We start from the raw sequence: 24,912 nt of genomic DNA, 5'->3' as shown, positions 1-24,912 counted from the left end.
CAGTGTCCATCCGTCGGGTCAGGCGGGTCATGACGCGACCTGTTCGCCGGTCATGCCAAAACGCCGTTGACGCTCGGAGAAATTTTCCACCGCACGGGCAAACGCCTCTTCATCAAAGTCGGGCCACAGGGTGTCAGTAAAATACAGCTCGGCGTAAGCACACTGCCACAGCAAAAAGTTGCTGATGCGTTGCTCGCCGCCGGTGCGGATAAGCAGGTCCAGCTCCGGCAGTGACGCCAGACTGGTGTGTTGACCAAAACACTGTTCGTCGATGTCTTGTGCCTTCAATCGCCCTTCGGCGACTTCATTGGCAAGGGTTTGCGCCGCATTCACAATGTCCCAACGACCACCGTAATTGGCGGCAATGTTCAACGTCAGGGCATCGTTTTGTGCCGTCAGCGCTTCGGCAGCACGGATTTTTTCCACCAGTTTGGCGTCAAACCGTGATGTATCACCGATCACTTTGAGGCGCACATTGTTTTTGTGCAGTCGCTTCACTTCATTGCCCAGCACCAGCTTGAACAAATCCATTAAAACACCGACTTCTTCGGCGGGACGATTCCAGTTTTCACTGCTGAAGGCAAACAGGGTTAACACCCCTATCCCTTTCTGTCGGGCATAGCGCACCGAGGCGCGTACCGATTCAACACCGGCTTTGTGCCCGAATGTGCGGATCTTGCCTTTGCGTTTCGCCCAGCGACCGTTGCCATCCATGATGATGGCAACGTGTTTTGGTAGAGTGTCAGACATGCGTATTATGACGGGTTCATCGATCGCACGGCGATCTTAGAATTCCATCAACTCGGTTTCTTTGTCTTGCAGGATGCCGTCAATTTGCTTAACGAAATCATCGGTCAGCTTCTGAATGATGTCTTCAGCACGACGGGCCTCATCTTCACTGATTTCTTTTTCTTTCAGCAGATCTTTGATGTCACTGTTGGCATCACGGCGGATATTGCGCACGGCTACACGCCCCTGCTCCGCTTCGGCACGTACCAGCTTGATGAAGTCTTTACGACGCTCTTCGGTCAGCGGTGGCATGGGAATACGGATCGCGGTTCCGGCACTCATGGGGTTAAGCCCAAGGTCAGATTGCATGATCGCTTTTTCGACCGCCGCAGCAACACTTTTATCGAACACGGATACGGCCAGAGTACGGGCATCTTCCGCCACCACGTTAGCGACCTGACGCAGAGGCGTATCAGTGCCATAGTAAGGCACCATAATGCCGTCCAGAAGACTGGGGTGGGCACGGCCTGTGCGGATCTTGCTTAATTGGCTTTTCAGAGCGCTGATGCTCTTTTCCATGCGCTGCTTGGCATCGGATTGAATGTCATTGATCACAATGTCGTTCCTATTACGTGGTCGGTTGATTGGTTGGTTTTAACCAAGTTTTTCCGAATGGTCAATCAGGGTACCTTCCTGTTCACCCATTACAACCCGGCGCAAACTGCCAGGCTTGTTCATGTTAAACACACGAATGGGCAAGCTGTGATCCCGGGCCAGCGTAAACGCCGCCAGGTCCATCACTTTCAGTTCTTTTTCCAGCACTTCCTGGTAGCTCAGTGCACTGTGCAGCACTGCATCAGGGTTTTTAACCGGATCATCACTGAACACGCCATCGACTTTGGTGCCTTTGAGCACCGCGTCGGCTTCGATTTCAATGCCACGCAAACACGCGGCAGAATCAGTGGTGAAGAACGGGTTACCGGTACCGGCTGCGAAAATCACGACGCGGCCAGACTTCAGTAAGCTGATGGCCTCAGCCCAGTTGTAGGCATCACACACACCGTTGAGCGGAATGGCAGACATCAGTCGGGCATTCACAAACGCACGGTGCAGTGCATCACGCATCGCCAGTCCGTTCATGACCGTGGCCAGCATCCCCATATGGTCGCCGACGACACGATTCATCCCGGCTTTGGCCAGGCCTTCGCCGCGAAACAGGTTACCACCACCAATCACCAAACCGACCTGAATGCCCAGCTCAACCAATTCTTTGATTTCGGTTGCCATGCGATCCAACACTTTGGGGTCTATGCCAAAGCCTTCCTCTCCCATCAGGGCTTCGCCACTCAGTTTTAACAGAATTCGACGGTAAGCGGATTTCGGTGTGATACTCATGACGTGGTGCATCCTCTGGTCTAACACGGACAGTGAACAGATAGTAAAAGGCACCTCAAATTAAGCCTAATTTGAAGTGCCCGTAGTTTATATGACAATGGCTTGATTCAAAAGCCAATCGCCGAATTATTTCTTGGCAGCAGCCATCTGCGCAGCAACTTCTGCCGCGAAGTCTTCTTCTTTCTTCTCGATACCTTCACCCACTTCGAAACGAACGAAGTTGATCACGTCAGCACCTTTGCTCTTCAGCAAGTCACCAACAGACATGGAAGGATCTTTCACGAAAGGCTGGCCAGTCAGGCTGATTTCGCCAGTGAATTTCTTCATACGGCCGACAACCATCTTCTCTGCGATTTCAGCTGGTTTGCCAGACTGCATCGCGATTTCGATTTGGATGCCTTTTTCTTTCTCAACAACGTCAGCAGGAACATCTTCAGGCTTAACGTACTGAGGGCTTGCTGCTGCAACGTGCATCGCAACATCTTTAGCCAGCTCTTCGTCACCACCGTTAAGGATAGCAACAACACCGATACGGCCACCGTGAACATAAGCACCCATGTTGTCACCTTCAACAGTGATAACACGGCGAGGAGAGATGTTCTCACCGATTTTAGCCACCAGCGTGTCACGTACGTCGCTCACTTTACCACCGTCGATTTCAGCGGCATTCAGCGCGTCGATGTCGTTGATTTTGTTCGCGGAAGCAACTTCCAGCAACGCGTTACCGAACTTCAGGAAACCTTCGTCACGAGCAACGAAGTCAGTTTCACAGTTCAGTTCCATCATGGTGGCAACACCACCGTTTACTTTAGTCAGAATCACACCTTCAGCGGCGATACGACCCGCTTTCTTGGCGGCTTTTGCCTGACCAGATTTACGCATGTTTTCAATCGCCAGCTCGATGTCACCATCGGTCTCAACCAGCGCTTTTTTACAATCCAGCATACCGGCGCCGGTACGCTCACGAAGCTCTTTAACTAGGGCTGCTGTAACTGCCATTGTTGGTTTCCTCAGCAAATAAGTAAAATTTGATCCAAATATTCGATAAAAAACAGGGGCGCGTACAGTGTACCGCCCCTGTTATCTGTCATTAGCGTTTGCCTGTGCCCACTATCGGGGCAGTCCATGACAACAGAATGACGACCGGGGTGCTTACTCAGCAGCCTCGACGAAATCGTCCTGTTCGGCTTGAACTTCCAGGTTTTGCTCACGGCCCGCGGCAACAGCGTCAGCTGCAGCGTTCAGGTACAGTTGTACCGCACGGATCGCGTCATCGTTACCAGGGATCACATAGTCCACACCGTCTGGATCAGAGTTGGTGTCGACCACTGCAACAACAGGGATACCCAGGTTACGTGCTTCAGTAATCGCAATGTGCTCGTGGTCGGCATCGATAACAAACAGCGCGTCTGGCAGACCGCCCATGTCTTTGATACCACCCAGGCTGCTTTCCAGCTTGGTCATTTCACGTTGCAACATCAGTACTTCTTTTTTGGTCAGCTTGTCGAAAGTGCCGTCTTGAGCTTGTTGCTCCAGGTCTTTCAGACGCTTGATAGACTGACGAACCGTTTTCCAGTTAGTCAGCATACCGCCCAACCAGCGCTTGTTAACGTAGAACTGATCACACTTCTGCGCAGCTTCTTTCACAGCATCACCGGCAGCACGCTTGGTGCCTACGAACAGGATTTTGCCTTTCTTGGACGCAACACCAGACAGGTAAGTCAGTGCTTCGTTGAACAGAGGAACGGTTTTTTCCAGGTTGATGATGTGAACTTTGTTACGTGCACCGAAGATGAAAGGCTTCATCTTAGGGTTCCAGTAACGGGTTTGGTGACCGAAGTGGACACCGGCTTGCAGCATGTCGCGCATAGATACGTTAGGCATAATTTTTCCTCAATTGGGGTTAGGCCTCCATACATCCCAACTGCCGATCCGATGCCACCTTAGTGACCTCAGACACCCCGCCAGTCGTGACGATGTATGTGTGTTATTAAGTCATGATTTACAACATTGTCCGTCTGTCAGCTTGGACATCGGGAAAATTTGCGGGCGCTTTATATCATGATGACCGGCCAGTTACAAGAAAAACCACAATAAAAAGGCCGCAACCAGCGGGGGTTTGGCGGTCAATCGGCTATACAATTCGCGCCTGAAAAGTTAGACTCTGGGGCTGAAAACCCCCTTGTCTGAAGATCACGATAGGACGACACGTTGAGCGCAATTATCAAAACGCCTGAAGAAATCGAAAAAATGCGCGTGGCCGGCAAGCTGGCCGCCGAAGTTTTGGAAATGATCGGGCCGCACGTCAAAAAAGGCGTCACCACCGACGAACTGAATCAAATTTGCCACGACTACATAGTCAATGAGCAACAGGCCATTCCAGCACCGCTGAATTACGGCCACCCACCGTTTCCGAAGTCCATCTGCACGTCGGTAAACCACGTCATTTGTCACGGCATTCCGTCGGACAAAAAACTCAAAGACGGTGACATCATCAATATTGACGTGACAGTGATCAAAGACGGCTATCACGGCGACACGTCTAAAATGTTTGTGGTGGGTAAACCCAGTATTCTGGCCGAGCGCCTGATCCGCGTTACCCAGGAAAGCCTGTACAAGGCGATTCGCCTGGTCAAGCCGGGTGTACGGTTGGGTGATATTGGCCATGTGATCCAGGAATACGCGGAGTCGTTCAACTACTCCATCGTACGGGAATACTGTGGCCACGGCATTGGCGCCAACTTCCACGAGGAGCCCCAGGTTGTTCACTATGGTCGCCCCAACACCGGCGAAGTGCTTCAAGCAGGCATGTGTTTCACCATCGAGCCGATGGTCAATGCCGGCAAGCGCTACTCCAAAATCCTGCCGGATGAGTGGACGGTCGTCACCAAAGACCGCAGCCTCAGCGCCCAGTGGGAGCATACACTGTTGGTCACTGACAATGGCGTGGAAATTCTGACCCTGCGCAGCGATGAGGACATCGAGCGGGTCATCAGTCACTAAAATCAGGCTTGGGCCTGCAGGTCTAAGCTTATGATAATTGGCTATTTATCGCCCGAAATAGTTATTTGCGTTAGGCCAGCGTTTGATTGACACTCATCCTCCTGGCCGTTAATGCATGCGGTTATCCACCCGAAAAGCACCTTCGCTAGGAGAACCCTTTGTCACTGTCTGATTTGCTCTACCTGGTTGATCGAATCCCTCGTGTCGATGACACCAAGGCTTTCAAAGACTGCGTTGAACGCAGTTACCAATGGCTAGATGAACAATTCAACCAGACCCAGGTTGACGAACTGGTGCATGGTCGCGCGACCTTTGTTGATGCGCTGTTATGCCACGCCTGGCGTTTGCTGGAGCTGGATAAGGTCAAACACCTGTCACTGGTGGCCGTTGGCGGTTATGGCCGGGGGCAACTGCAACCCCACTCTGACATCGACTTGCTGATCCTTTCCCAGCGCCCGTTGGGTAAATCGACCCAGGAAACCCTCAGCCGTTTTATCACCCTGTTGTGGGACATCAAGCTGGATGTGGGTCAGGCGGTACGCACCGTGAAACAAACCATCAGCCTGGCCAAGGAAGACATCACCATCGCCACCAATCTGGTGGAGTCGCGTTTGTTGATAGGCTGCCAGGATACCTTTGCCGGACTGCAAACCAAAATGCGCAGCCGCAGCTACTGGTCGAGCAAAGACTTTTTCATCGCCAAGCACAACGAACAAAAGGCCCGCCACGCCAAATTTCATGGCACTGCCTACAACCTTGAACCAAACGTCAAAGAAAATCCCGGCTGCTTACGGGACATCCAGTCCATCGGTTGGGTGGCGAAGAAGCACTTCCAGGTCTGGAACGGCAAAGAGTTGGTGGAGCACGGCTACTTTACTGCCGGCGAATGGGCAGAGTTGATCGAATGCCGTTCCCACTTGTGGAAAATCCGTTTTGCTCTGCACCTGGAAGCCGGGCGCAGCGAAAACCGCCTGCTGTTTGATTACCAGGCCGACGTGGCCCGCCGCCTCGGCTATGGTGACGACGGCAAGGCATCGGTCGAACGCATGATGAAAGCATTTTTCCGTATCGTGCGCCGGGTCAATGAACTGAACGACATGTTGCTGCAGCATTTTACCCAGGACATCCTGGCCCTCAAGGTGCAGGAACAGGTGCCGATCAATGCTGACTTTGAACTCAACGACGGCTTGATCACCCCCACCAACGAGCAGGTCTTTGACAGCCCGGAAAGCATTCTGCAGTTTTTGCTGCTGGTTGCCGACACGCCCGCCGTCAAAGGGCTTCACAGCAGTTGTCTACGGCAGTTACGCAACGCACGCCGGGCATTCCACACCGAATACTTCTGTACCCGGCCAACCTGTCGCGAACTGTTCATGCAATTGCTGCGACACCCGGACTTTTTTGGTCTGGGCTGGGATCTGATGCACCGTCACGGCATTTTGCAGGCTTACCTGCCCCAATGGGATCAGATTGTCGGCATGATGCAGTTTGATTTGTTCCATGCCTACACCGTTGACGAACACACTCACCGGCTGGTGAAGCATGTCTACCAGTATCATCAGCCCGAATACGATGAATTTCCACGCTGTAAGCGCATTGTCAAAAATCTGGATAAACCGGAACTGCTGTATATCGCCGCCATTTTCCACGACATCGGCAAAGGCCGCGGTGGCGACCACTCACAGTTGGGCGCTGTGGATGTGGCGGAATTTTGCGAGTCTCATGGCATTGAACCCCAGGACGCCGAACTGGTGCGTTGGTTGGTGGCCAGTCACCTGCTGATGTCAGTGGTTGCCCAGCGACGGGACATCTACGATCCCGACGTGATCAATGATTTTGCCGGCAAGGTAAAAAGCCACAACCACCTGAATCATCTGTATGCCCTGACCCTGGCCGACATTCGCGCCACCAATGACAACCTGTGGAATGACTGGAAGTCATCACTGTTACGGGAGCTGTACCTGCTGACCCAGAAAGCCCTCGACAACGGCCTGCAATGTCAGGTCACCCTGCAGGAGCGGGTTGCCAAGCACCAGGCCGAAACCCGTGAACTGCTGCTGCAGGAAGGCATCGACGAAACCGCGCTGAACACCTTCTGGGCACGGCTTAACGAAGACTATTTTGCGCGCTTTAAACCGGCCCAACTGGCCTGGCACGCACGAACCATTCTGACCGAAGCACCACAGAATGAAGAGGATTTGCTGGTTGATATCAGTGAAACCACCAACAAGGCGGGCACCGAATTGCTGGTCTACGGCAAAGACCGCCCTGCCCTGTTTGCCCAGGTCGCATCCGTGCTCGACAGCCGCAATTGCTCCATTCACGACGCGCAAATTCTCAGCACCATGGATGGGTATGTGTTCGACAGTTTCCTGATCCTTGAGCAGGATGGTACCCGTATCACCTCGCCCAGCCGGCTGGCCAGCCTGGAAAAAGCGGTTGCCACCCAACTGACCAAACCGGGGCGCGAGCACACCAACAAGCGCAAGATGTCACGCCAGATGAAGCAACTGAACGTGCCCACCAAGGTGCGCTTTTACAGCAACCAGGCGGACGTGACACTGATGGAAATGGAGGCCCTGGATGCACCGGGCCTGCTGGCCAAAATCGGCCATTTGTTTGTGGCCCTTAACCTCAACCTGCACATGGCGAAAATCTCCACCATTGGCGAACGGGCGGAAGATTTGTTCATCATCAGTAACGCCGACGATCAGGCCCTGACCACCGAACAACAAGTTGAACTTAAACAACGACTGACAACACTACTGGATCAGTCACAGCAGAGCGAAGAAACATGTCTGAATTGAAAACCTTGATCGAAGACGCCTTTGAGCGTCGTGCCGACATCACCCCATCGACGGTAGACGATGAAACCCGCCAGGCGGTGCTCGATGCCATCGCCATGCTGAACAGCGGTCAGGCCCGGGTTGCCGAGAAAGTGGCCGGCGAATGGGTCGTCCATCAATGGCTGAAGAAGGCCGTACTGCTGTATTTCCGCATTAACGACAATGCCGTCATGGATGGCGCGGAATCCCGTTTTTTCGACAAAGTGCCACTGAAGTATGCTGACTACACCGCCGATCAGTTCCAGGCTGAAGGCGTGCGTGTCGTGCCGCCTGCCACCGTACGCACCGGCGTGTATGTGGGTAAAAACGTGGTATTGATGCCCTCGTACGTGAACATCGGTGCCTTCGTTGACGAAGGCACCATGGTAGATACCTGGGCCACCGTAGGCTCCTGTGCACAGATTGGTAAAAACGTTCACTTGTCCGGCGGGGTCGGCATCGGTGGCGTGCTGGAACCGCTGCAAGCCAACCCCACCATCATTGAAGACAACTGCTTCATCGGCGCCCGCTCGGAGATTGTCGAAGGGGTGATTGTAGAAGAAGGTGCGGTGATTTCCATGGGCGTGTACATCGGCCAGAGCACCCGCATTTATGATCGTGAAACCGGCGAAATCCATTACGGTCGCGTGCCAGCCGGTGCCGTGGTAGTGCCTGGCAGCTTACCCAGTAAAGACGGCAAGTGCAGCCTGTACGCCGCGATTATCGTTAAAAAAGTCGACGCCAAAACCCGCGCCAAAGTGGGTATCAACGCCCTGTTGCGCGCCGACTAACCCCCTCAAGCTCCCCAAAGGCCGCACATTGCGGCCTTTTTTGTGCTAGCAATATCTACACGTCAGCGGCAACTGGCAAACTTTTCAATTTCATAATATTCTCGTAAATGGTTAAGTAATTAACCCACATACGTTGTCCGCAATTGAACAATAAAAAGGATATTATCAATGGGACCAAAGAAAAAAAGCGCTCTCCACAGACGCATCGCAGCAGGAAAAAAGCGGGGAGAAAACCGTCGGGTGTTGTTCGAACGCGAATTTGTTCAAGTACGCGTTCTTGCGCCAGTTAAAGGTGCCAGAAAGAAAGCCATCAGCACCATCAGTCTCCCACTTGAAAAGGGCGCCGTCGCCGAGGTATTTGAAGACATCACGTTAGAAGTGGGTGAAAGCGCTTTGGGAAGGAATATCGTTAATGTGCGCGGCAACCATAATCAGCTGATTACGTCAAAGGCGATAAAACCGGTCAATCGAAGCAGTTTCGGTGGCAGATTCATAGAGCCCGTAACCGTGAATTTATCACCCAATTTAAACTGGTGCGCATATTGTGGGTATGTCGAAAAAGGACACACTTGCATTCACCAGCCTGAAGAGTAGATATTAGCGTGGCTGGTCCCGATCCTAAACCTGAACCAATGAAAGAGCCCCTCTACAAGGACAAGCTGGTAGAAGGGTTGCATGAATATGTCATTCAAGACTTGTCAGCGTTGGCAGGAAGACCATATGACACCGGAAAATTTCTTTTTTCGATATCGTCATTCATGCTGGTCGCAACCCTGTCTCTGGTGACAGCATTTAAAGGTCATTATTTATATTGCCTAATCGCCATCTTTCCACTCGTGGTAAGTTTTCAGTATTCGTTCAAGTTGACCATTGCTGTCGTGCAGAGAAAAAGAGGTGACACAAGGGAAAAACTTGAAAAAGCTTCCGGCAATGAAATTGAGATACAAAACTCCATTTATCAAGAGTATTTGAAGAAAAACAATTGGCTAGCTTTCAACATCATGCGTTGGAAGCAGTGTATGCTGGCCTTTGCTTTTCTCATTATTGTGACAGTTGGTGGTGCCACTTACATCACCAATAAAGAAGATATAAACAAGGATGTAACGCTGACTGAGCAATTGTCAGCAATCAACCAATCAATCAATACCGTCGCCCGGGAAATTGCACAATTGAGCGCCAAGCTCAAACATCCCCAAGCGGGTCATTCAGATGCTGACTTAAAGAAAGCCTTCAGCGAAGTGTCTTCTCAGATAGAAAGTCACCATCAGTCAATGCAAAGGGCATTTGATACGAACAGTGACCACCTCGACAGGCACCTGCGAATTGTTAAAGACGAGATAAAACGTGATAGATAAGTTTTAACAATGGGCTGTTAAGCGTGCCTGTGACAGCGACAAAAAAAGGCCGCATAAGCGGCCTTTTTTACAGCGGTTTGACGCTAGGATTCGAATTTCGGCAACTGCTGTTCCAGCCAGGGCAGCACTTCCGCTTCCGGCTCCAGCGTTTCCATCGCATCGACGATAAACAGGTCTGCCACCGGCTTGCCCTGACACTCCAGCATCACTTCAAAGATCTGCTTGCCGGCGCCACAGAAGGTGTCGCCATAGCTGCTGTCACCCAGCCCCACAACGGCAAAGGGCTTGCCGTTCATCAACGGAAGCTTGTCGCGTAAATCCATGATGAAAAATTCCAGATTCGGCGGAATGTCACCCTGCCCGGTGGTAGAAGATATCATCAGCACAGCGTCGGCTTTTTCAAAATCACTGATGGACGGGTCCATGTACACCGTAGCGCTGTGGCCGTGCTTTTCCAACACCGTGCGGCACTCATCGGCGACATGTTCTGCATTGCCGTACACCGAGCCCACAAAAAGTCCGAAACTTGCCATTTAATCATTCTCCAATTGTCGTAATTCGGCCCGGCTCATGCCCCATTGACCAAGCAATTTAACCAGACGCTCATCAAATTCACCCCGTAATACCAGTTGACCACCCTGCACCGGATGTTGCAACACCATTTGCTGACAGGTCAGTGCCAGACCATTGAATCCGTAGGTCTGACGCACGAATTTATTGTGCTTGCCATCGCCATGGGTGGTATCCCCCAGGATGGGATGACTAATGTGTGCCATGTGGCGTCGCAACTGGTGTTTGCGGCCAGTGTGGGGCGACAAGCGCATCAGGGCATAGCGGGCACTCGCATAGCGCCCCACCGGATGCGGCAGCTCAAAGGTGGCCAAACGGCTGTAGTCCGTTTGTGCTTGTTGCGCCGGTTTGTCCTGATTGGCCATCTTGTCGGCGATTTTGTCGAGCTTTTCTTTCAACGCATAATCGATATGGCCCTGCTCATCCGGATGGCCACGCACAATGGCGTAGTAGGTTTTATCCACCTGCTGGGCAGTGAATTGCTCGGTCAACAGGCGTGCAACGTCACTGGACAGGGCAAACAACAGAATGCCGGAGGTGGGCCTGTCGAGTCGGTGCACCGGGAACACGTGTTTGCCCACCATATCGCGGGCCATCTGCATGGCGAAGCGGGTTTCATGTTTGTCGATCAGGCTGCGATGTACCAGTAACCCTGGCGGCTTGTGCACCGCCAGCAGATCGTCATCCTGATAGACGATGGACATCGTCATACCTTGTCCTCCCCAGGGTATTGCCCTTGCAGCAGGGTATCGATTTCGCGCAACTGAATCATCACCTGGGCATAATCGTGGTGATCTTGCCACACCACCTCCCCCATCGCTGCAATGCCACTGGTGGCGGGCAGGGTGTCGCCAGCGGCAAGCATGGCGCGAAGACGAGGTATAAAGAGGTGTTGTAACCAGCCTTCAAAGGGCAAGTGGTCACAGGCAAACGGCGCCTGACTGGCCAGCGCTTGTGGTGATGGTGGAGTGTCACTCCACAAACCGGCGCGTTGCAGTGCGTCTGCCAGCGATATCAACGCCATTTCCACGGGGCTTGGAGGGTTTTGCCCGGGCATGCTTTCTCCTTGCGGGTTGTCTGGGTATAATGCCCCGCCTTATCAACAGCAGCGGGATACAGTCGTTTCATGGGTGCGCAGATTACCACGATCAGTGAATTTTTACTGCAGGCCGGTACCGAATACCGGGTTTTTGATCTCGGTCGCGGGATCCGCAAAATTGCCGCGCAGGATTTTCTCGATATGGAAAACGCGCGCAAGCCCGCGCCCTGCCCTCGCCAGCAGCACGGCTGGTTCGGTCTGGTGTTCTGGAACAAACAATTGTCCGAACAGCAGTACATCTGGTTTATCAAACTGCCACTGGACGAACAGGGCCTGATCATGCCCGCCGGCCGTGATCAGTTCATGCACATCATCGTCGAAGCGTTGGGTGCACAACTGGAACACACCGAGCAAAAAAACGGTCAGCTACCGGAAAACCCATTTACCTTTATTCCGACCCAACAACAACTGGCGGATTTCAACAGCATCAGTCGCGTACGACTGGGGTTGCCGGCCAGCCAGCACTTCAATGCAGCGCTGAGTTATGTTCAGGCACCTGCACAAGGCAACTGGCATGAACTGGCTGTACAGGGACTGGCAGATGTCGCGGCCCGCATCGGTGATGAAGAGGTGTTGGCCGCACTGTGCGACAACCTGCCGTCGCTGCCGGCCACGGTGCGCAAATCACTGCTGACCTCGCTGGAAAACCAACCGGTACCTGTGCGACTGGCCGAGGTCATTACTCACCTGCTCAACGCCTCGCCAAACGACGGCGCCTTATGGAGCGAGGGCCTGCGTGCGCTGGCGCAAAGCCCATGCACAGGCCTTGTAGCGCAGCAGATTGATGCCGTATTGGAGGGTGAATTGGCCCGCAGTCTCGATGTGCTGATTGTGATTGCCGGTCGCCTTTGGCATCACCTTGATAACACCCGCTTGATGCGCTTTCTCGACGCTGTCGCTCAGCTTAACCAGACAACGCCAGGCCTGTTTCACGGGGTGTATGCGGATTTGGTCCAGTTACCAGACCTGCGCGCAGCCATGCTGGGTGTGCTGCGGGATCCCAATCGCAGTCAGGTTCTGTCCGCAGCCATTGGTGAATTGTTCAGCGAGGCTGGCCAATGACCTTCGCGCTGTCGGATGTGGTTGTGCTGCTGATCCTGGCCCTGGTGATTGGCCAGTTCTGGCGTATCCGCGCCATTACCGAAGCCGCCAACCGGTACATGCGCCACTATTGTGAACAACATTCCCTCCAGTTTATCGCGCTGGCCCGACACAAAACCCGCTTGCGGGTGTATCAGGGTCGCCTGACCTGGTACAACGAATTTCTGTTCGATTTTTCCGGCAATGGCGAAGATGCCAGCCAGGGCACGTTGGTGATGCTCGGCAACAAAGTGCTGCGTACCGATTTGCCTGCTTACCGGATATCCTGAGGCGACAACACCTCAATCAAACGCTCCCGCAGCCATTGCTGGGCCGCGTCCTGACTACTGTGCTGGTGCCAGTAGATATGGGTCGATATCGGTGGCACTGTTACCGGCAGAGGTGCAATCACAACCCTGTCGTCAGCCAGCTGATCAGCCATCATGTGGGGCAAGGTCAGCATCAGTGCCGACTGAGCCACCATCGCCTTGGCCGCATAGTAACTCTGGCAGCGCCAGGCGATGTGGCGGCTGAGCCCCTGTTGCAACAATGCATAGTCCTCCACCGAAGGCCCACTGGGCCGATTCGATACGCTGATGTGGCTGGCCTCAAAATACCGTTCCCGGGTTAATTCATTGACATTGGGGTTATCCCTGGCCATCAACACACAAAACTGATCATCGAGCAGCGGTTGGTGATGCACCGGCGGATCAAGGGGCATCGCCACATCCAACACCACGTCCACCTGTCCGGACGCCAGGGCTCTGGCCATCTGGCCCCGCTCGACTTTGATACTGGACACCGTAACGTTGGGGGCGTGGTGTAGCAGATCTGCCTGCAATCGGGGCAGCACAGCAGGTTCAAGGGCATCGTGCAGACCAATGTGAAAGTGATGGCGACTGGTAGAGGGTTCGAAGGCCCCCCATTGCTGCAGGATCTGACGCAGCCGTGACAGGTTATCGATGATCATCGGCGCCATGTGCTGGCATGCCGGTGTGGGGATCATGCGCTGCTTGTCGCGCACAAACAGGGGATCATCCAGGGCGTCACGCAAGCGACGAATGGCGTGGCTGACTGCCGATGGCGTGAGGTTCAGCGCCTCTGCGGTACGGGTCATATTCTGCTGCTCATACAAACTGCTGAACACTTTAAGCAGATTAAGATCGAGCTGTTGAATGGCTTTCAGATCCATCACAATAACCATGAATTTAATTCACAGTATTGTGGCAGTAACTTTCATTTCATTCAATGTCTGGTGTGTTCTAAGCTTTACCCACATTGTTTGTCACGGAGCGCCACCATGGATTTTTCCCTTTCCAGCAAAACCCAGGATTACCTGACTCGTCTCAAGGCCTTTATGGCCGAGCATGTTTACCCGGTTGAACAACAGATCTATGCCGAAACCCACGCCCTCAACCCTACCGGTGACTGGACCCAATGGCAGGTGCACCCCGCAATTGAGCCGCTCAAGCAAAAAGCCCGTGAGGCCGGGTTGTGGAACCTGTTCCTGCCAGACGCCGACAAAGGCCAGGGCCTGAGCTGTCAGGACTACGCACCGCTGGCGGAAGAGATGGGCCGGGTGTTGTTTGCGTCGGAAATTTTCAACTGCAGCGCACCGGATACCGGCAACATGGAAGTGTTGTATCACTTTGGCAATCAGGCACAGCAGGATCAATGGCTGACGCCGCTGCTGAACGGCGAGATCCGCTCGGTGTTTGGTATGACCGAACCGGATGTGGCGTCTTCAGATGCCACCAACATGGCAGCTACGATCGACGTCGATGGCGATCAACTGGTGCTCAATGGTAAGAAATGGTGGAGCACCGGCCTTGGACACCCCAACGCCAAAGTGGTGATTTTTATGGGCCTGTCTAACCCGGAGAATGACAAACACAATCAGCATTCCATGGTTATCGTGCCGCTGGACACACCAGGGATCAGCATCAAACGCATGCTCACTGCTTATGGCGACTACGACGCCTGGTCCGGGCACGGTGAGATGCATTTCGACAACGTACGGGTGCCCAAAGACAACCTTATCATGGGCTTGGGTAAAGGCTTTGCGATTGCCCAGGGCCGCCTCGGTCCGGGCCGTATTCATCACTGTATGCGCGCCATCGGCATGGCAGAGAAAGCCCTGGAACTGGCGATGCAACGCAGCCTGTCACGGGTCGCTTTCGGCAAACCGCTGTTGAAACTGGGAGGCAATGGGGAGCGCATCGCCCAAGCGCGAATGGCCATCGACCAGGCCCGACTGATGACATTGCACGCGGCCTGGAAAATCGATACCGTGGGAGTCAAGCAGGCCATGACCGAAATTTCGGCGATCAAAGTGGTGGTACCCAACATGCTGGAATCGGTGGTGGATATGGCGGTCCAGATCCACGGCGGCGCCGGAATGTGCGGTGACTTCCCATTGGCGCGAATGGCCGCAGGTGCAAGAGCGCTGCGACTGGCGGATGGCCCTGACGAGGTCCACATGGGCATGGTCACCCGCCTTGAATTGAAAAAATACCAGGACAAGCTATGACACAACGGGTAGTCATTACCGGCGGCGGCTCAGGATTGGGCCGGGCGCTTGCGCTCGCCTATGCAGCGCGGGGCGCGGAAGTGTGTATCAGTGACCGCAATGAGGAAGCCGGACAACAGGTGTTGCAGGAAATCCAGGCCAGCGGTGGTGACGGCTTTTTTGTCCCTTGCGACATCACTGACAGTGAACAGGTCGCCGCACTGGCGGTCGCTGTGGGTGAGCATTGGCAGGGTATCGATGTTCTGATCAACAATGCTGGCGTTGCCACTGCAGGCAGCCTCGAATACGAAGACATTGAACAATGGCAATGGGTACTGGATGTCAATGTGGTCGGCATGGTGCGCGTGACCCGGGCCATGATCGGTTTATTGCGGGTAGGCGCCACCAGCGATACCACCGCTCAATTGATCAACATTGCCTCACAGGCGGGGATCACACCCATCCCCATGATGGGCAGTTACAATGCCGCCAAAGCGGCAGTGGTGAGTTTTTCCGAAACCCTGCATCTGGAATTGGCCCGGGACAATATTTCCGTCACCGTGGCCTGCCCGTCGTTTTTCAATACCAATCTGGATCAATCCCTGCGCAGTAAGCAACCGGGTTTTGACAAGGTGGTCAAGAAGCTACTGACCCGTGGCAGCATGACCGCTGAGCAGGTAGCCACACGGATCATCCGTGATGCCGACAGCCACCGCTTTATGAGCATCACCCACCCCGAAGGCCGCAAAGTCTATTGGATGAAACGACTATTGCCGAATCGCTGGTATCTGGCGATGGTCAAACACAAAACCCAAAAAATGGGACAGCCCCGTGACGATAAACACTAAAAGTAACGTTGATAAGGGCGGCACTGTTCGCCCGGGCGAAGAGCTCGATTTGGTCAGCCTGTTGCCATGGCTGAACACTCAGGTACCCGGCCTGGAAGGCGAGCCGCAGGTCAGCCAATATTCCGGCGGCGCCTCCAACTGGACCTATTGTCTGACCTTTGCTAACCGCGAAATCATTCTGCGCCGTGCCCCAAGGGGCACGAAAGCCAAAGGTGCCCATGACATGGGCCGGGAATACCGCCTGCAAAAAGCCCTCAAGCCGGTCTATCCCTACGTGCCAGAAATGCTGGCCCATTGCGACGATGCCGCTCTGATTGGCGCAGAATTTTACGTGATGGAAAAACTCACCGGGATCATTCCACGCAAGAACCTGCCCCGCGGACTGGCGATGTCTGCTGAGCAGGTACGTACCCTGTGCACAAACGCACTGGACAGCCTGATTGAGCTGCACCAGGTTGATTACAAGGCCGCGGGCCTGGATACCCTGGCGAAAGGGGAAGGATACACCCAACGTCAGATTGAAGGCTGGAGCAAGCGTTACCAGCAGGCCAAAACCTGGAATGTGCCCAGTGGCAAAAAAGTCATGCGCTGGCTGGCCGATAACCTGCCCAAACATGAAACCATTTGCCTGACCCACAACGATTTCCGCTTTGATAATCTGGTACTGGACAGTGATGACCCGACCCGGATCATCGGCGTACTGGACTGGGAGCTGGCCACATTGGGTGACCCGTTGATGGATCTTGGCAACAGCCTGGCCTACTGGATACAGGCGGATGATGATCGGATAGCGCGCGGAACCCGTCGCCAGCCGACCCATCTTGAAGGCATGATGACCCGCCAGGAAGTGATCACTTACTATCTGGAAAAGACTGGATTTGAGGTCGACGACTTCACCTTTTATGAAGTGTACGGACTGTTCCGGTTGGCCGGTATCGTGCAGCAAATTTACTATCGCTATCACCACAAGCAAACCGACAACCCGGCGTTTAAAAACCTGTGGTTCTTTGTCCACTATCTGCTGTATCGCTGCAACAAAGCCATCCGTCAAAGTCGCAGGCAACGCCGATGAGCTGCATATACCTGATCCGCCACGGCCAGGCGTCCTTCGGCCAACACGATTACGATTGCCTTTCGCCGTTGGGAGAGCAACAGGCCGCCCGGCTCGGCGAAGCCCTCGCCGCGCGCCAACCGCCGTTTGACCATGTGATTGTCGGCTCGATGAAGCGCCACCGCCAGACGGCCAGCCTGTGCCTGACCCAAAGCGACCAACAGTTACCCGAAGCTCAGTGGCAAACCGATGCCAACTGGAATGAATATGATCACCAGAACATCATCGCCGCGTTTAACCCGACCTTCTGCGATCCGGTGGAAATGAAAGCCTATCTGGCCGCTCAGCCCGATCCCAAACTGACCTTCGCCACCCTGTTCAATAAAGCCATGAACCGCTGGTTGTCGGGACAGCATGACGGCGACTACATTGAGAGCTGGGAAGGTTATCAGCAACGCATCCAACAGGCATTGGCAAAAACCCTTGAAGCTGCGCCCGAGCACAAATCCATTGCGGTGTTTACGTCTGGTGGCCCCATTTCGCTGGTCGCCCAGCGCTTACTCGGGATCCCCGAGCACCACCTGATGAAACTGAACTGGACATTGCTCAACGCCGGGATCACCAAACTGGTTCACAGTCCGCGCCAGACCTTTCTGGCCGCGCTCAACGATCACGGGCATTTTGAAGGCGAATTCCAATCCATGTTGACGTACAAATAAGCAGGACACTTTTTATGTCTCGAAAAAACATTCTGATCACCGGCGCCAGCTCCGGTCTTGGCCGTGGCATGGCCATCGAATTTGCCCGCATGGGCCGCAACCTGGCCCTGTGTGCCCGCCGGATGGAGCGCCTCGAAGCACTGCAACAGGAATTGTTGGCAATCAATCCCGACATTCAGGTGTTTATCCGCTCGCTGGATGTTGATGATCACGACCAGGTGTTTGAGGTGTTTAATGCCTTTAAACAAGACATGGGGCAGATTGACCGCATCATCGTCAATGCTGGCATGGGCAAAGGCGCCTCGCTGGGCACCGGCTACTTCTACGCCAATAAACAAACCGCCGTCACCAACTTTGTGTCGGCCATTGCCCAGTGTGAAGCGGCCATGACCATCTTCCGCGAACAGAACAACGGCCACCTGGTAACCATCTCCTCCATCAGCGCCCTGCGCGGGGCCAGACGTGCACTGAATGTGTACGCAGCCACCAAGGCCGGACTCAGTTCCCTCAGTGAAGGATTACGCATCGAAATGCTCGGCACCCCCATCAAAGTCAGCACGGTGCACCCCGGTTTTATCCGCAGTGAGATCAACGAGAAGGTCAAGAAAGTGCCATTTATCGTCGACACCGACGTGGGTTGTAGAGCGATGGTAAAGGCCATCGAAAAAGAAGGTGCCAACAGTTACGTACCGCCATGGCCCTGGGCGTGGATGCGTTGGGTGCTGAAACTGGCACCCCTGTCGATGCTGAAGAAGCTCAGCTAATCCCAGGCCCCCAGCATCCACCGTTATTGCCGATGGCACCGCGTATTGCTGATGCTGACTTCCATTACTCCTGAAATGAGAAGCGCGCCCAGGTTGAGACATCCTCGCCCTGGGCTTTTTCAGGGTATACGAATTCTGACCATTCACCTTTCGGATCCCGTGCACTGACGGCAAACATCATGTTCCACGTATTGCCGGGGAATTTACTCCGCGACACCTGAACTTGCCGGTCGGTATTGTCGGCAAAGCGGGGGTCCTTGCGATTTTCGGCATCTTTCAGGCCAGCGTACGGTACCCAGAAGCCAGCATAACCGTTCAACACCCATTTATCCGACGCCGGCTCCCAGCCGTTTTCCCGGCGCACACTTTCCCCCATCTGCGCCGACAGGTGAAATTTGTGCGGGTAGCCGGTTTGGGCATTTTCAATGTACAGGTCCAGTACGGTGATGTCGCCTTGCTTACCCTGGGCACAAATGTAGAAATAGTCTTTGTCGTGCATCAGATAAACCAGGGCCTGATCGGATAGCGCCAGTTTTGTCGCCGCCGCCCATTCATCGCTGCAGCAACGCCCGTCCAGCAAGGCTGCTTTGTCCGTGGCGTTCATGGGGATAGTTTCAGCCCCCTGTGCAACAGGCATCAGACTTAACAGCCCGCCACTCAGTAGCAGCCTTTTTGCAAGGTTTGCCATGAAGTTCCCTCTACGTGTCAGTTGATCAGCAACCAACGTGGTTGAACGCCGTCTTGAATGCAAACCCCTTGCGTTAGAGTGAAGGAAAATCGCGATACCTCACCATGTGACTGGTGTTGTGCCGACACTGGCTTGATTTAAACGGTGATGTTCGCCAATGGGTGGTTAGGTTGTAGCTGAAACTTTACGATTCGGCTTGTGCATCCTTATTGCCACCCGACGCGCCCCAAAAACTAAATGTTGTTAATTCACGTAAACCGACTAGTTTGATAGAAATAGTGCACTGCGTGAGGTTATAAATGCAACAGCCCAATGTTCGACAGTCGTTGAGCCATATCCGAAATGGCCACACCCTTTTTACAGCAGTGTTCGGCGTGCTAGTGCTGATCAGCCTGTTGATTGCGGGTTTTTATGATACCTGGCTGGAAGCACTCCTGTTTGGATTGCCCACCGCCGCGATCCCGATTGCGATGATGCGCACACAACCGGACCATCCTGCCACCCAGCATGCCGTCGCAATCGCCGTGATGCTGTTCAGCGCACTGCACATTCACCAGATGCAGGGACTGGTAGAAATGCATTTCGGCATCTTCGTATTGATGTCTTTTTTGAGTTATTACCGCAACTGGCACTTGTTCGCTACTGCAACCGCCGTGGTTGCCATTCATCACCTGTCATTTTTCTGGCTGCAGTCACAAGGCGTGGGGGTGTATGTGTTACAGGACAGTGGTCTGCTGTTTACGCTGATTTTGGTACATGCAGCGTATGCCGTTACCCAGGCAGGCATGTTGGCGACCATGGCCAGAAGCAATGCCGCTGAAGCCCGGGAGTCCGCCAGCTTTTTATCCGGCATTAATCAGGTGACTGCCGATCCGCGCAAAATCAACCTGAATGTGCGCATTGCGGATGTCGGCAACACCGAGACCATCCAGCGTTTTAATGAGCTGTTGGCCAGTTTCAGTGGACTGGTGACGCAGCTGCAACAGGTATCGCGCCAAATGGATGACAATGTCGAAGCCAACCGACGCTCTTCCCAGACACTGGTGGACAACAAAAAAACCAGTCATGCCGAAGTAACCCGTGTCGCTCAGGATGCAGCGCACATGTCGACCGGGATCCAGCAACTCACCACAGAGTCTGAGCAAGCCAACGACAGCGTGTCTGAAGTGCGTGAAAATGCCCGGCAGACGCTGTCTGCAATGCGGGAAACCCGCAATGACATCACCACGTTGAGTGAAAAACTGACCGTCACTAACGACAACATTGTGGCATTGGTGCAGGCCTGTGACAGTATTTCCGACGTGCTCGAAACGATTAAATCCATTGCCGACCAAACCAATCTGTTGGCCCTAAATGCAGCCATTGAGGCCGCCCGGGCCGGCGAACAAGGTCGCGGCTTTGCCGTGGTCGCCGATGAGGTACGCTCCTTAGCATCCCGTACCAAAGAAAGCACAGAAGTGATCACCGATATCATCGGCAACTTGCTAGACTCCTCCAAGCGCTCCAGCGAATCAATGCAGGATTGCCTGACCCTCAGTGCAACAACAACCGAGCGCGCCCAGCATGCCCAATCCTCGGTGGAAAGCATCGAAAACAATGTACAACGACTACACGCTTCCATTGTCGCGCTGACCAATGAGTTCCAGGAGCAAGCCAATCGCAGTGATCGGATTGCCCATGCCGCCGAAGAACTGCAGACCATTAACCATGCAGAAGGCGAACTGGTCACCACCATCAGTCAGGGGGCAGATACCTTACAAGCGCAGTCCGCGACCCTGAAGCAACAACTGGACAGGTTTGCCTGATGTGGCGCTATGTGATGGGATTTTCCGCCTGGGTGGCATTGTTTGTCGTTGGCTTGAACGTGGTGGCCAGCGACCGCTTACGGCCTTTCGATCCTGAGGAACAACTGTCGATGGCGAGCATCACGCCCGGCTTCGACCAACACATTGCACAAGGGTTTAGTCAACAGTTCGGCGACGTGCGGGGAACCTTGTTTCACCTGCAGACCGACAATTGCAACTGCAACAGCAGCAACCGGTCTCACCAAGGCTCACTGAACGCGTTGGTGGCCAACAAGGGATTCCGCTCAGTCGCCATAAGTCCCGAGCAGTTACCTGAAGCGGCCCATGCACTGACCGCCGCGCCCGCATTGATTGTGTTTGATCAACAAGGTGAGCTGGCCTACCTTGGCCCCTATGCCAGCGGTTTATCCTGTGGTACGGCCACCAGTCTGGTGGATACGCTGGTCAAACAAATTGCCGACAACCAGCACCTGGGCAGCGCGGTGATCACAGAAGCGCAGGGATGCTATTGCGCACTGCCATCAACGGTGATTTAGTCAGTTGTTAAAGGGGCGGTTTGTGCTAATCGTGGACGGTTGATGATTGTTTTAGTTAGGCCTGCTTCTGGGTGTTAGCGGGCATCGAGTTTTATCGACGAAGAATCGTCATCGGTCTACTCGACCGGCTGCAGTGTGCCCTTTGTCTGTACGGCGTTAAGCCTCTGCTCTGTCAAGGCCTGTGTAAATTTCATCGGTTTCCGGTTGGCGATACAGTCGTTCATTCAGCCATGCATAACGATTGCAGATTTTACTGTCTTCAGTGAGCGCGAGAATGAGCTGATTGAGGGCCATCCGGTTGCCAATCTGGACGAGACACAACAGCAAGGCCGGACGAAGAAAAGGTTTGTGGCACATCAACGGGCTTTTGACGCGAAGGTGCTGCTGACGAACCGGTGTCCTGTGCTCAGCATGATACGCCAACTACGTGCCGTGCCAAGAACACGCTCAAAATATGGCTATACTCTACAGGCACCGTCTACTGGCCTGGCGCGAATGTGCTGAGCTGTCTGATAAACACCATGACCTACCGTTGGCAGAGAATAGACAATGACAGAAAGTGAAATTGCGGCAGAACTGTATCGTCAAACCGCGTTCAGTTCTTCGATACTGGGCGGTTTTGCATTGACCTTCCTGAGTATCCTGATGACCCTTGTCGACTCCTCAGCGAAGGTGTTTTTGACCGCAATCGGCGCGTTGACCGTGGCAGTCGTTTTGCTACTGGTAGCGACCCTGGGCGCAACTTATATTCTCATAGGTGTACAACAATTGCAGTTGACCTATGCCTTTGAAGCATGGCCGACCTCACTGTACCGGACAAAGTGGATAGCCGAGTTGTCGTTTATGTTCGGTATCATCGCATTGATGACGGGGATTGGTTTGAGCGGTTACTCCAAAAGCCGAATGCTCGGCCATATTACGTTGTTTCCCGCCATCCTCGGAACCGTGTTGTTGGTGGTGATCTTCTCTACAGCGTAACTGACGCCGGGTTGGTTTCATCTGCCGGACAAAGCGCTGTCCAATCGTTAGTTTGGGCATTGAGGATGCCGGCCCTTTGGTACAGACGCTGCAGCGTGCCATCGCGGCGCAAATCGGCCAGGCCCTGCTCAATCCGCTGGGTCAGCCATACCCGATGGGCAGACCCCGGACTGATGGCGTAATGGGTTGACGAGGGAAACACCAGCTTGACGCCCTCGACCGGATACAGCGTCACGCCGTATTCCCGTTTCACCATGTCTGGCTGGTTGCCAAATGACAACGGCACGACGTCCGCCCGTCCGCGGGCAATCAATTCAAACATTTGTCCGTAGCGGTCCACATGCTTGCGCTGGAAACCGGCGCAACCCAGCGCTTGCCAATCGTACTGCCAATTGTGGTTAACCACCGCCAGCAGACTCGACCACTGCGCTGGCAACAGCGATGAATAAGCCTCAACATCACGTTCGCGGGTATACAATCCTTTGCTGAATTCCCCCTCTCGCAACAGCGGCGGACCGAGGGGCACATCATTGCTCTGCAGTTGCGAGCGCCAGACACCGAAGCCTGAAACGTCGATGCGCTGGGCTCTCAGCATTCGCACCAGTCTGTCTTCGACCGGAAAAGGCACCAGTTGTAGCGTCACTTCGCTGCTGTCATCCTGCGTGTCGGTTAACACATGGCACAGGATGGCATATTCGAGCAGCATCTGATTGTTGGTTTGTGCGGTTTGCTGTAACGAAGGACAGGGTGTGCCCGGCAACGACTGAATGGTCTGGATATGATCCTGGTACACACCCACCAGCAGGCGCTTGGCAGCGCCTTGTGCCCACGGCACTGCGAACAACAAACTCATCAGGTAGACAAGGACACATCGTCTGAATACCACTACGACACTCCTTTTTTATGCATGGAATAAGCATAACCCATTACGGCACAAACTACGATGTCCGTATTATCCTGCATTGCGTCGCTGGGCAATCAGTTGGATGTTTCGCGGGCTGATGTCACGGGCACAGAAGGTCTGCAAACGAACCTCGCAGCCGGCCTCCTGCAACGACAGGGCCAGATCCATGACCAGCCACATTTCCAGCGCCCGCCTGACACCATGGGCCGCCAGTTGCAGGCGCTGGACACGGGCATACCGTTGTTGACCTCGCTGCAGATAAGGCGTCAGATCCAGCCCGTCAGGCAGCAATATGCCCTTTGCACGGGCCAGCGTACGGATCACCCCTGCATCCCCCTGTTGAAGCACCGAGTAGGGTAACGACGGTGTCGGCAGGTATTCGTCACAGTTGCGCAGATCACGCTGCAACTCATCAAACGCCAACCGACAGGTTTGTAACGCCGCGACTTGTTTGGCTACCCGGGGCGCTGCGGTGACGGTTTCCTGCACCGCCAGGTGAACGTCTTCCGCCGATAACCCCAGATCGTTGCGTCGTCCCGCCGCCGATAGCGGTTGATAGGGTCCCTCCAGCCACTTGTGATAACAACAGGGGGCCAGTACCAACAGTGCGGCATCACTGTTCAACCAGCGTGTCAGTAAGGTACGGTGCAGATCACCACAGGCATGCAGGGCAACCACCGCATCCTCGGCGGAAAATGCCACCGGTTCAGCCAGTACATCACAGCAGGCAAAATGACTGTGTGACAGCCAACGGTTGGCCAATGCCTGTCCGGCTTCACACAATTGAGGATCTTTTTCGACAGCCAGCAATCCGTGCCCCTGCGCGGCAGCCAGGGTCCGGCCCAGATGGCCTTTACCGGCGCACCAGTCCACCACCCGGGCAGGTGCGGGAAGCGCAGGTACATGACTGGCAAAGGCGCGTAATTGGGTCCATTTTCGCCCGGGCACCCCAACACTCTGGTGCACCGGCACGTCCAGTAACTGGAAGGTATGAGGCAGTTGCAGACAATTCTGTAGCAGCGCCATGTCCGGCACATAAGTGGCCAGCCAGGTCATTAGGGCCTGTGGTTGGGATTCTAGCGCCGCGACCTCCTCATCGTTGAGGGCCAACAACCCCTGGTAAAGATCAGGATAATCCTCCTGCCAGGACGGCTGGCGGTGATAAAACGCCGCTTCGCGCCACAGCGGTGCCAGCCCTGCCAAAGTGGAAGAAAGCTGCTCAAAGGTTGAAGGGTGTACGTTGGTCACTGCGCGCCGGTCGTT

27 protein-coding genes are annotated in these 24,912 nt (G+C 54.3%); 15 read left to right on the top strand and 12 right to left on the bottom strand.

Annotated features, from left to right (window positions below):
• Positions 1-27: 27 nt before the first annotated feature.
• From uppS to rpsB, 5 genes are all read right to left on the bottom strand, one after another.
• Entirely contained in the window at positions 28-750 is a 723-nt protein-coding gene (uppS, locus tag LJ739_RS18020; RefSeq protein ID WP_229162791.1) for a polyprenyl diphosphate synthase, read from the bottom strand.
• Between the two features lie 36 nt (positions 751-786).
• Positions 787-1,308: a ribosome recycling factor gene (frr, locus tag LJ739_RS18015; RefSeq protein WP_267494503.1), complete on the bottom strand. Its 522-nt coding sequence runs from the start codon at positions 1,306-1,308 to the stop codon at positions 787-789.
• 75 nt (positions 1,309-1,383) lie between these two features.
• Complete coding sequence (gene pyrH, locus LJ739_RS18010) at positions 1,384-2,124, bottom strand: UMP kinase (protein WP_229162789.1); 741 nt, start codon at positions 2,122-2,124, stop codon at positions 1,384-1,386.
• Positions 2,125-2,250: 126 nt separating this feature from the next.
• Positions 2,251-3,123 carry a translation elongation factor Ts gene (gene tsf, locus LJ739_RS18005; protein ID WP_229162785.1) on the bottom strand — a complete coding sequence of 291 codons (873 nt, stop codon included), beginning with the start codon at positions 3,121-3,123 and terminating at the stop codon, positions 2,251-2,253.
• A 153-nt stretch (positions 3,124-3,276) separates the two neighbouring features.
• On the bottom strand, positions 3,277-4,008 hold the full coding sequence (gene rpsB, locus LJ739_RS18000; protein WP_229162783.1) for a 30S ribosomal protein S2: 732 nt from the start codon (positions 4,006-4,008) through the stop codon (positions 3,277-3,279).
• Positions 4,009-4,335: 327 nt separating this feature from the next.
• Between rpsB and map the strand changes: the two genes are divergently transcribed.
• From map to LJ739_RS17975, 5 genes are all read left to right on the top strand, one after another.
• A complete protein-coding gene (gene map / locus LJ739_RS17995) occupies positions 4,336-5,127 on the top strand; it encodes a type I methionyl aminopeptidase (RefSeq protein WP_229162781.1) in 792 nt (263 codons plus the stop codon).
• A gap of 158 nt (positions 5,128-5,285) precedes the next feature.
• Positions 5,286-7,934 carry a [protein-PII] uridylyltransferase gene (glnD, locus tag LJ739_RS17990; protein ID WP_229162780.1) on the top strand — a complete coding sequence of 883 codons (2,649 nt, stop codon included), beginning with the start codon at positions 5,286-5,288 and terminating at the stop codon, positions 7,932-7,934.
• Positions 7,922-8,743 carry a 2,3,4,5-tetrahydropyridine-2,6-dicarboxylate N-succinyltransferase gene (gene dapD / locus LJ739_RS17985; protein ID WP_229162778.1) on the top strand — a complete coding sequence of 274 codons (822 nt, stop codon included), beginning with the start codon at positions 7,922-7,924 and terminating at the stop codon, positions 8,741-8,743. The genes glnD and dapD overlap by 13 nt, the downstream gene beginning before the upstream one ends.
• 168 nt (positions 8,744-8,911) lie before the next feature.
• Complete coding sequence (locus LJ739_RS17980; protein ID WP_229162776.1) at positions 8,912-9,337, top strand: hypothetical protein; 426 nt, start codon at positions 8,912-8,914, stop codon at positions 9,335-9,337.
• Between the two features lie 8 nt (positions 9,338-9,345).
• The gene (locus LJ739_RS17975) at positions 9,346-10,098 is read left to right on the top strand and encodes a hypothetical protein (protein ID WP_229162774.1); all 753 of its coding nucleotides are present in this window, start codon (positions 9,346-9,348) and stop codon (positions 10,096-10,098) included.
• A gap of 83 nt (positions 10,099-10,181) precedes the next feature.
• On the opposite strand, the gene LJ739_RS17970 is transcribed toward LJ739_RS17975, so the two are convergent.
• Genes LJ739_RS17970 through LJ739_RS17960 form a run of 3 tightly spaced genes read right to left on the bottom strand, consistent with a single transcriptional unit; the run spans position 10,182 to position 11,725 of the window.
• Entirely contained in the window at positions 10,182-10,631 is a 450-nt protein-coding gene (locus tag LJ739_RS17970) for a flavodoxin domain-containing protein (protein ID WP_229162772.1), read from the bottom strand.
• Positions 10,632-11,378: a tRNA pseudouridine(65) synthase TruC gene (truC, locus tag LJ739_RS17965; RefSeq protein ID WP_229162771.1), complete on the bottom strand. Its 747-nt coding sequence runs from the start codon at positions 11,376-11,378 to the stop codon at positions 10,632-10,634.
• Positions 11,375-11,725 (bottom strand): YqcC family protein, encoded by a 351-nt coding sequence (locus LJ739_RS17960; RefSeq protein ID WP_229162769.1) that lies wholly within the window; start codon positions 11,723-11,725, stop codon positions 11,375-11,377. The genes truC and LJ739_RS17960 overlap by 4 nt, the downstream gene beginning before the upstream one ends.
• A gap of 69 nt (positions 11,726-11,794) precedes the next feature.
• Between LJ739_RS17960 and LJ739_RS17955 the strand changes: the two genes are divergently transcribed.
• Entirely contained in the window at positions 11,795-12,829 is a 1,035-nt protein-coding gene (locus LJ739_RS17955) for a DUF3549 family protein (protein ID WP_229162767.1), read from the top strand.
• The gene (locus LJ739_RS17950) at positions 12,826-13,137 is read left to right on the top strand and encodes a DUF3301 domain-containing protein (protein WP_229162765.1); all 312 of its coding nucleotides are present in this window, start codon (positions 12,826-12,828) and stop codon (positions 13,135-13,137) included. Before LJ739_RS17955 ends, LJ739_RS17950 begins: the two co-directional genes overlap by 4 nt.
• On the opposite strand, the gene LJ739_RS17945 is transcribed toward LJ739_RS17950, so the two are convergent.
• A complete protein-coding gene (locus LJ739_RS17945; RefSeq protein ID WP_267494475.1) occupies positions 13,122-14,051 on the bottom strand; it encodes a LysR family transcriptional regulator in 930 nt (309 codons plus the stop codon). The genes LJ739_RS17950 and LJ739_RS17945 overlap by 16 nt on opposite strands.
• 96 nt (positions 14,052-14,147) lie before the next feature.
• Between LJ739_RS17945 and LJ739_RS17940 the strand changes: the two genes are divergently transcribed.
• The 5 genes from LJ739_RS17940 to LJ739_RS17920 are packed head-to-tail and all read left to right on the top strand — an operon-like array spanning position 14,148 to position 18,738.
• Positions 14,148-15,377: an acyl-CoA dehydrogenase family protein gene (locus tag LJ739_RS17940; protein ID WP_229162763.1), complete on the top strand. Its 1,230-nt coding sequence runs from the start codon at positions 14,148-14,150 to the stop codon at positions 15,375-15,377.
• A complete protein-coding gene (locus LJ739_RS17935) occupies positions 15,374-16,204 on the top strand; it encodes an SDR family oxidoreductase (protein ID WP_229162761.1) in 831 nt (276 codons plus the stop codon). Before LJ739_RS17940 ends, LJ739_RS17935 begins: the two co-directional genes overlap by 4 nt.
• Positions 16,194-17,276 (top strand): phosphotransferase family protein, encoded by a 1,083-nt coding sequence (locus tag LJ739_RS17930; protein ID WP_229162862.1) that lies wholly within the window; start codon positions 16,194-16,196, stop codon positions 17,274-17,276. Before LJ739_RS17935 ends, LJ739_RS17930 begins: the two co-directional genes overlap by 11 nt.
• Positions 17,273-17,974, top strand: a complete 702-nt coding sequence (locus tag LJ739_RS17925) for a histidine phosphatase family protein (protein WP_229162759.1) — start codon at positions 17,273-17,275, stop codon at positions 17,972-17,974. The genes LJ739_RS17930 and LJ739_RS17925 overlap by 4 nt, the downstream gene beginning before the upstream one ends.
• A 14-nt stretch (positions 17,975-17,988) precedes the next feature.
• Positions 17,989-18,738: an SDR family oxidoreductase gene (locus LJ739_RS17920; RefSeq protein ID WP_229162757.1), complete on the top strand. Its 750-nt coding sequence runs from the start codon at positions 17,989-17,991 to the stop codon at positions 18,736-18,738.
• Between the two features lie 64 nt (positions 18,739-18,802).
• Here LJ739_RS17920 and LJ739_RS17915 read toward each other — a convergent pair whose 3' ends face one another.
• Positions 18,803-19,426, bottom strand: a complete 624-nt coding sequence (locus LJ739_RS17915) for a hypothetical protein (protein WP_229162754.1) — start codon at positions 19,424-19,426, stop codon at positions 18,803-18,805.
• A 299-nt stretch (positions 19,427-19,725) separates the two neighbouring features.
• Between LJ739_RS17915 and LJ739_RS17910 the strand changes: the two genes are divergently transcribed.
• The 3 genes from LJ739_RS17910 to LJ739_RS17900 all read left to right on the top strand — a co-directional run bounded on the left by LJ739_RS17910 (position 19,726) and on the right by LJ739_RS17900 (position 22,745).
• A complete protein-coding gene (locus tag LJ739_RS17910) occupies positions 19,726-21,231 on the top strand; it encodes a methyl-accepting chemotaxis protein (protein ID WP_229162752.1) in 1,506 nt (501 codons plus the stop codon).
• Complete coding sequence (locus tag LJ739_RS17905; RefSeq protein WP_229162746.1) at positions 21,231-21,767, top strand: DUF6436 domain-containing protein; 537 nt, start codon at positions 21,231-21,233, stop codon at positions 21,765-21,767. Before LJ739_RS17910 ends, LJ739_RS17905 begins: the two co-directional genes overlap by 1 nt.
• Positions 21,768-22,316: 549 nt before the next feature.
• Positions 22,317-22,745, top strand: coding sequence for a hypothetical protein (locus LJ739_RS17900; protein ID WP_229162744.1), 429 nt, complete (start codon positions 22,317-22,319; stop codon positions 22,743-22,745).
• Here LJ739_RS17900 and LJ739_RS17895 read toward each other — a convergent pair.
• Together LJ739_RS17895 and LJ739_RS17890 are read right to left on the bottom strand one after the other, a co-directional pair.
• Complete coding sequence (locus LJ739_RS17895; RefSeq protein WP_229162742.1) at positions 22,735-23,631, bottom strand: type 2 periplasmic-binding domain-containing protein; 897 nt, start codon at positions 23,629-23,631, stop codon at positions 22,735-22,737. The genes LJ739_RS17900 and LJ739_RS17895 overlap by 11 nt on opposite strands.
• 66 nt (positions 23,632-23,697) lie before the next feature.
• A complete protein-coding gene (locus LJ739_RS17890; protein WP_229162740.1) occupies positions 23,698-24,897 on the bottom strand; it encodes a methyltransferase in 1,200 nt (399 codons plus the stop codon).
• Positions 24,898-24,912: the final 15 nt, after the last annotated feature.

It is taken from the genome of Fluctibacter halophilus, assembly GCF_020687825.1.
Lineage (GTDB): Bacteria > Pseudomonadota > Gammaproteobacteria > Enterobacterales > Alteromonadaceae > Fluctibacter > Fluctibacter halophilus.
Note: the sequence above shows the minus strand (reverse complement) of the source record. Positions and strands in the feature narration are given on the sequence as shown.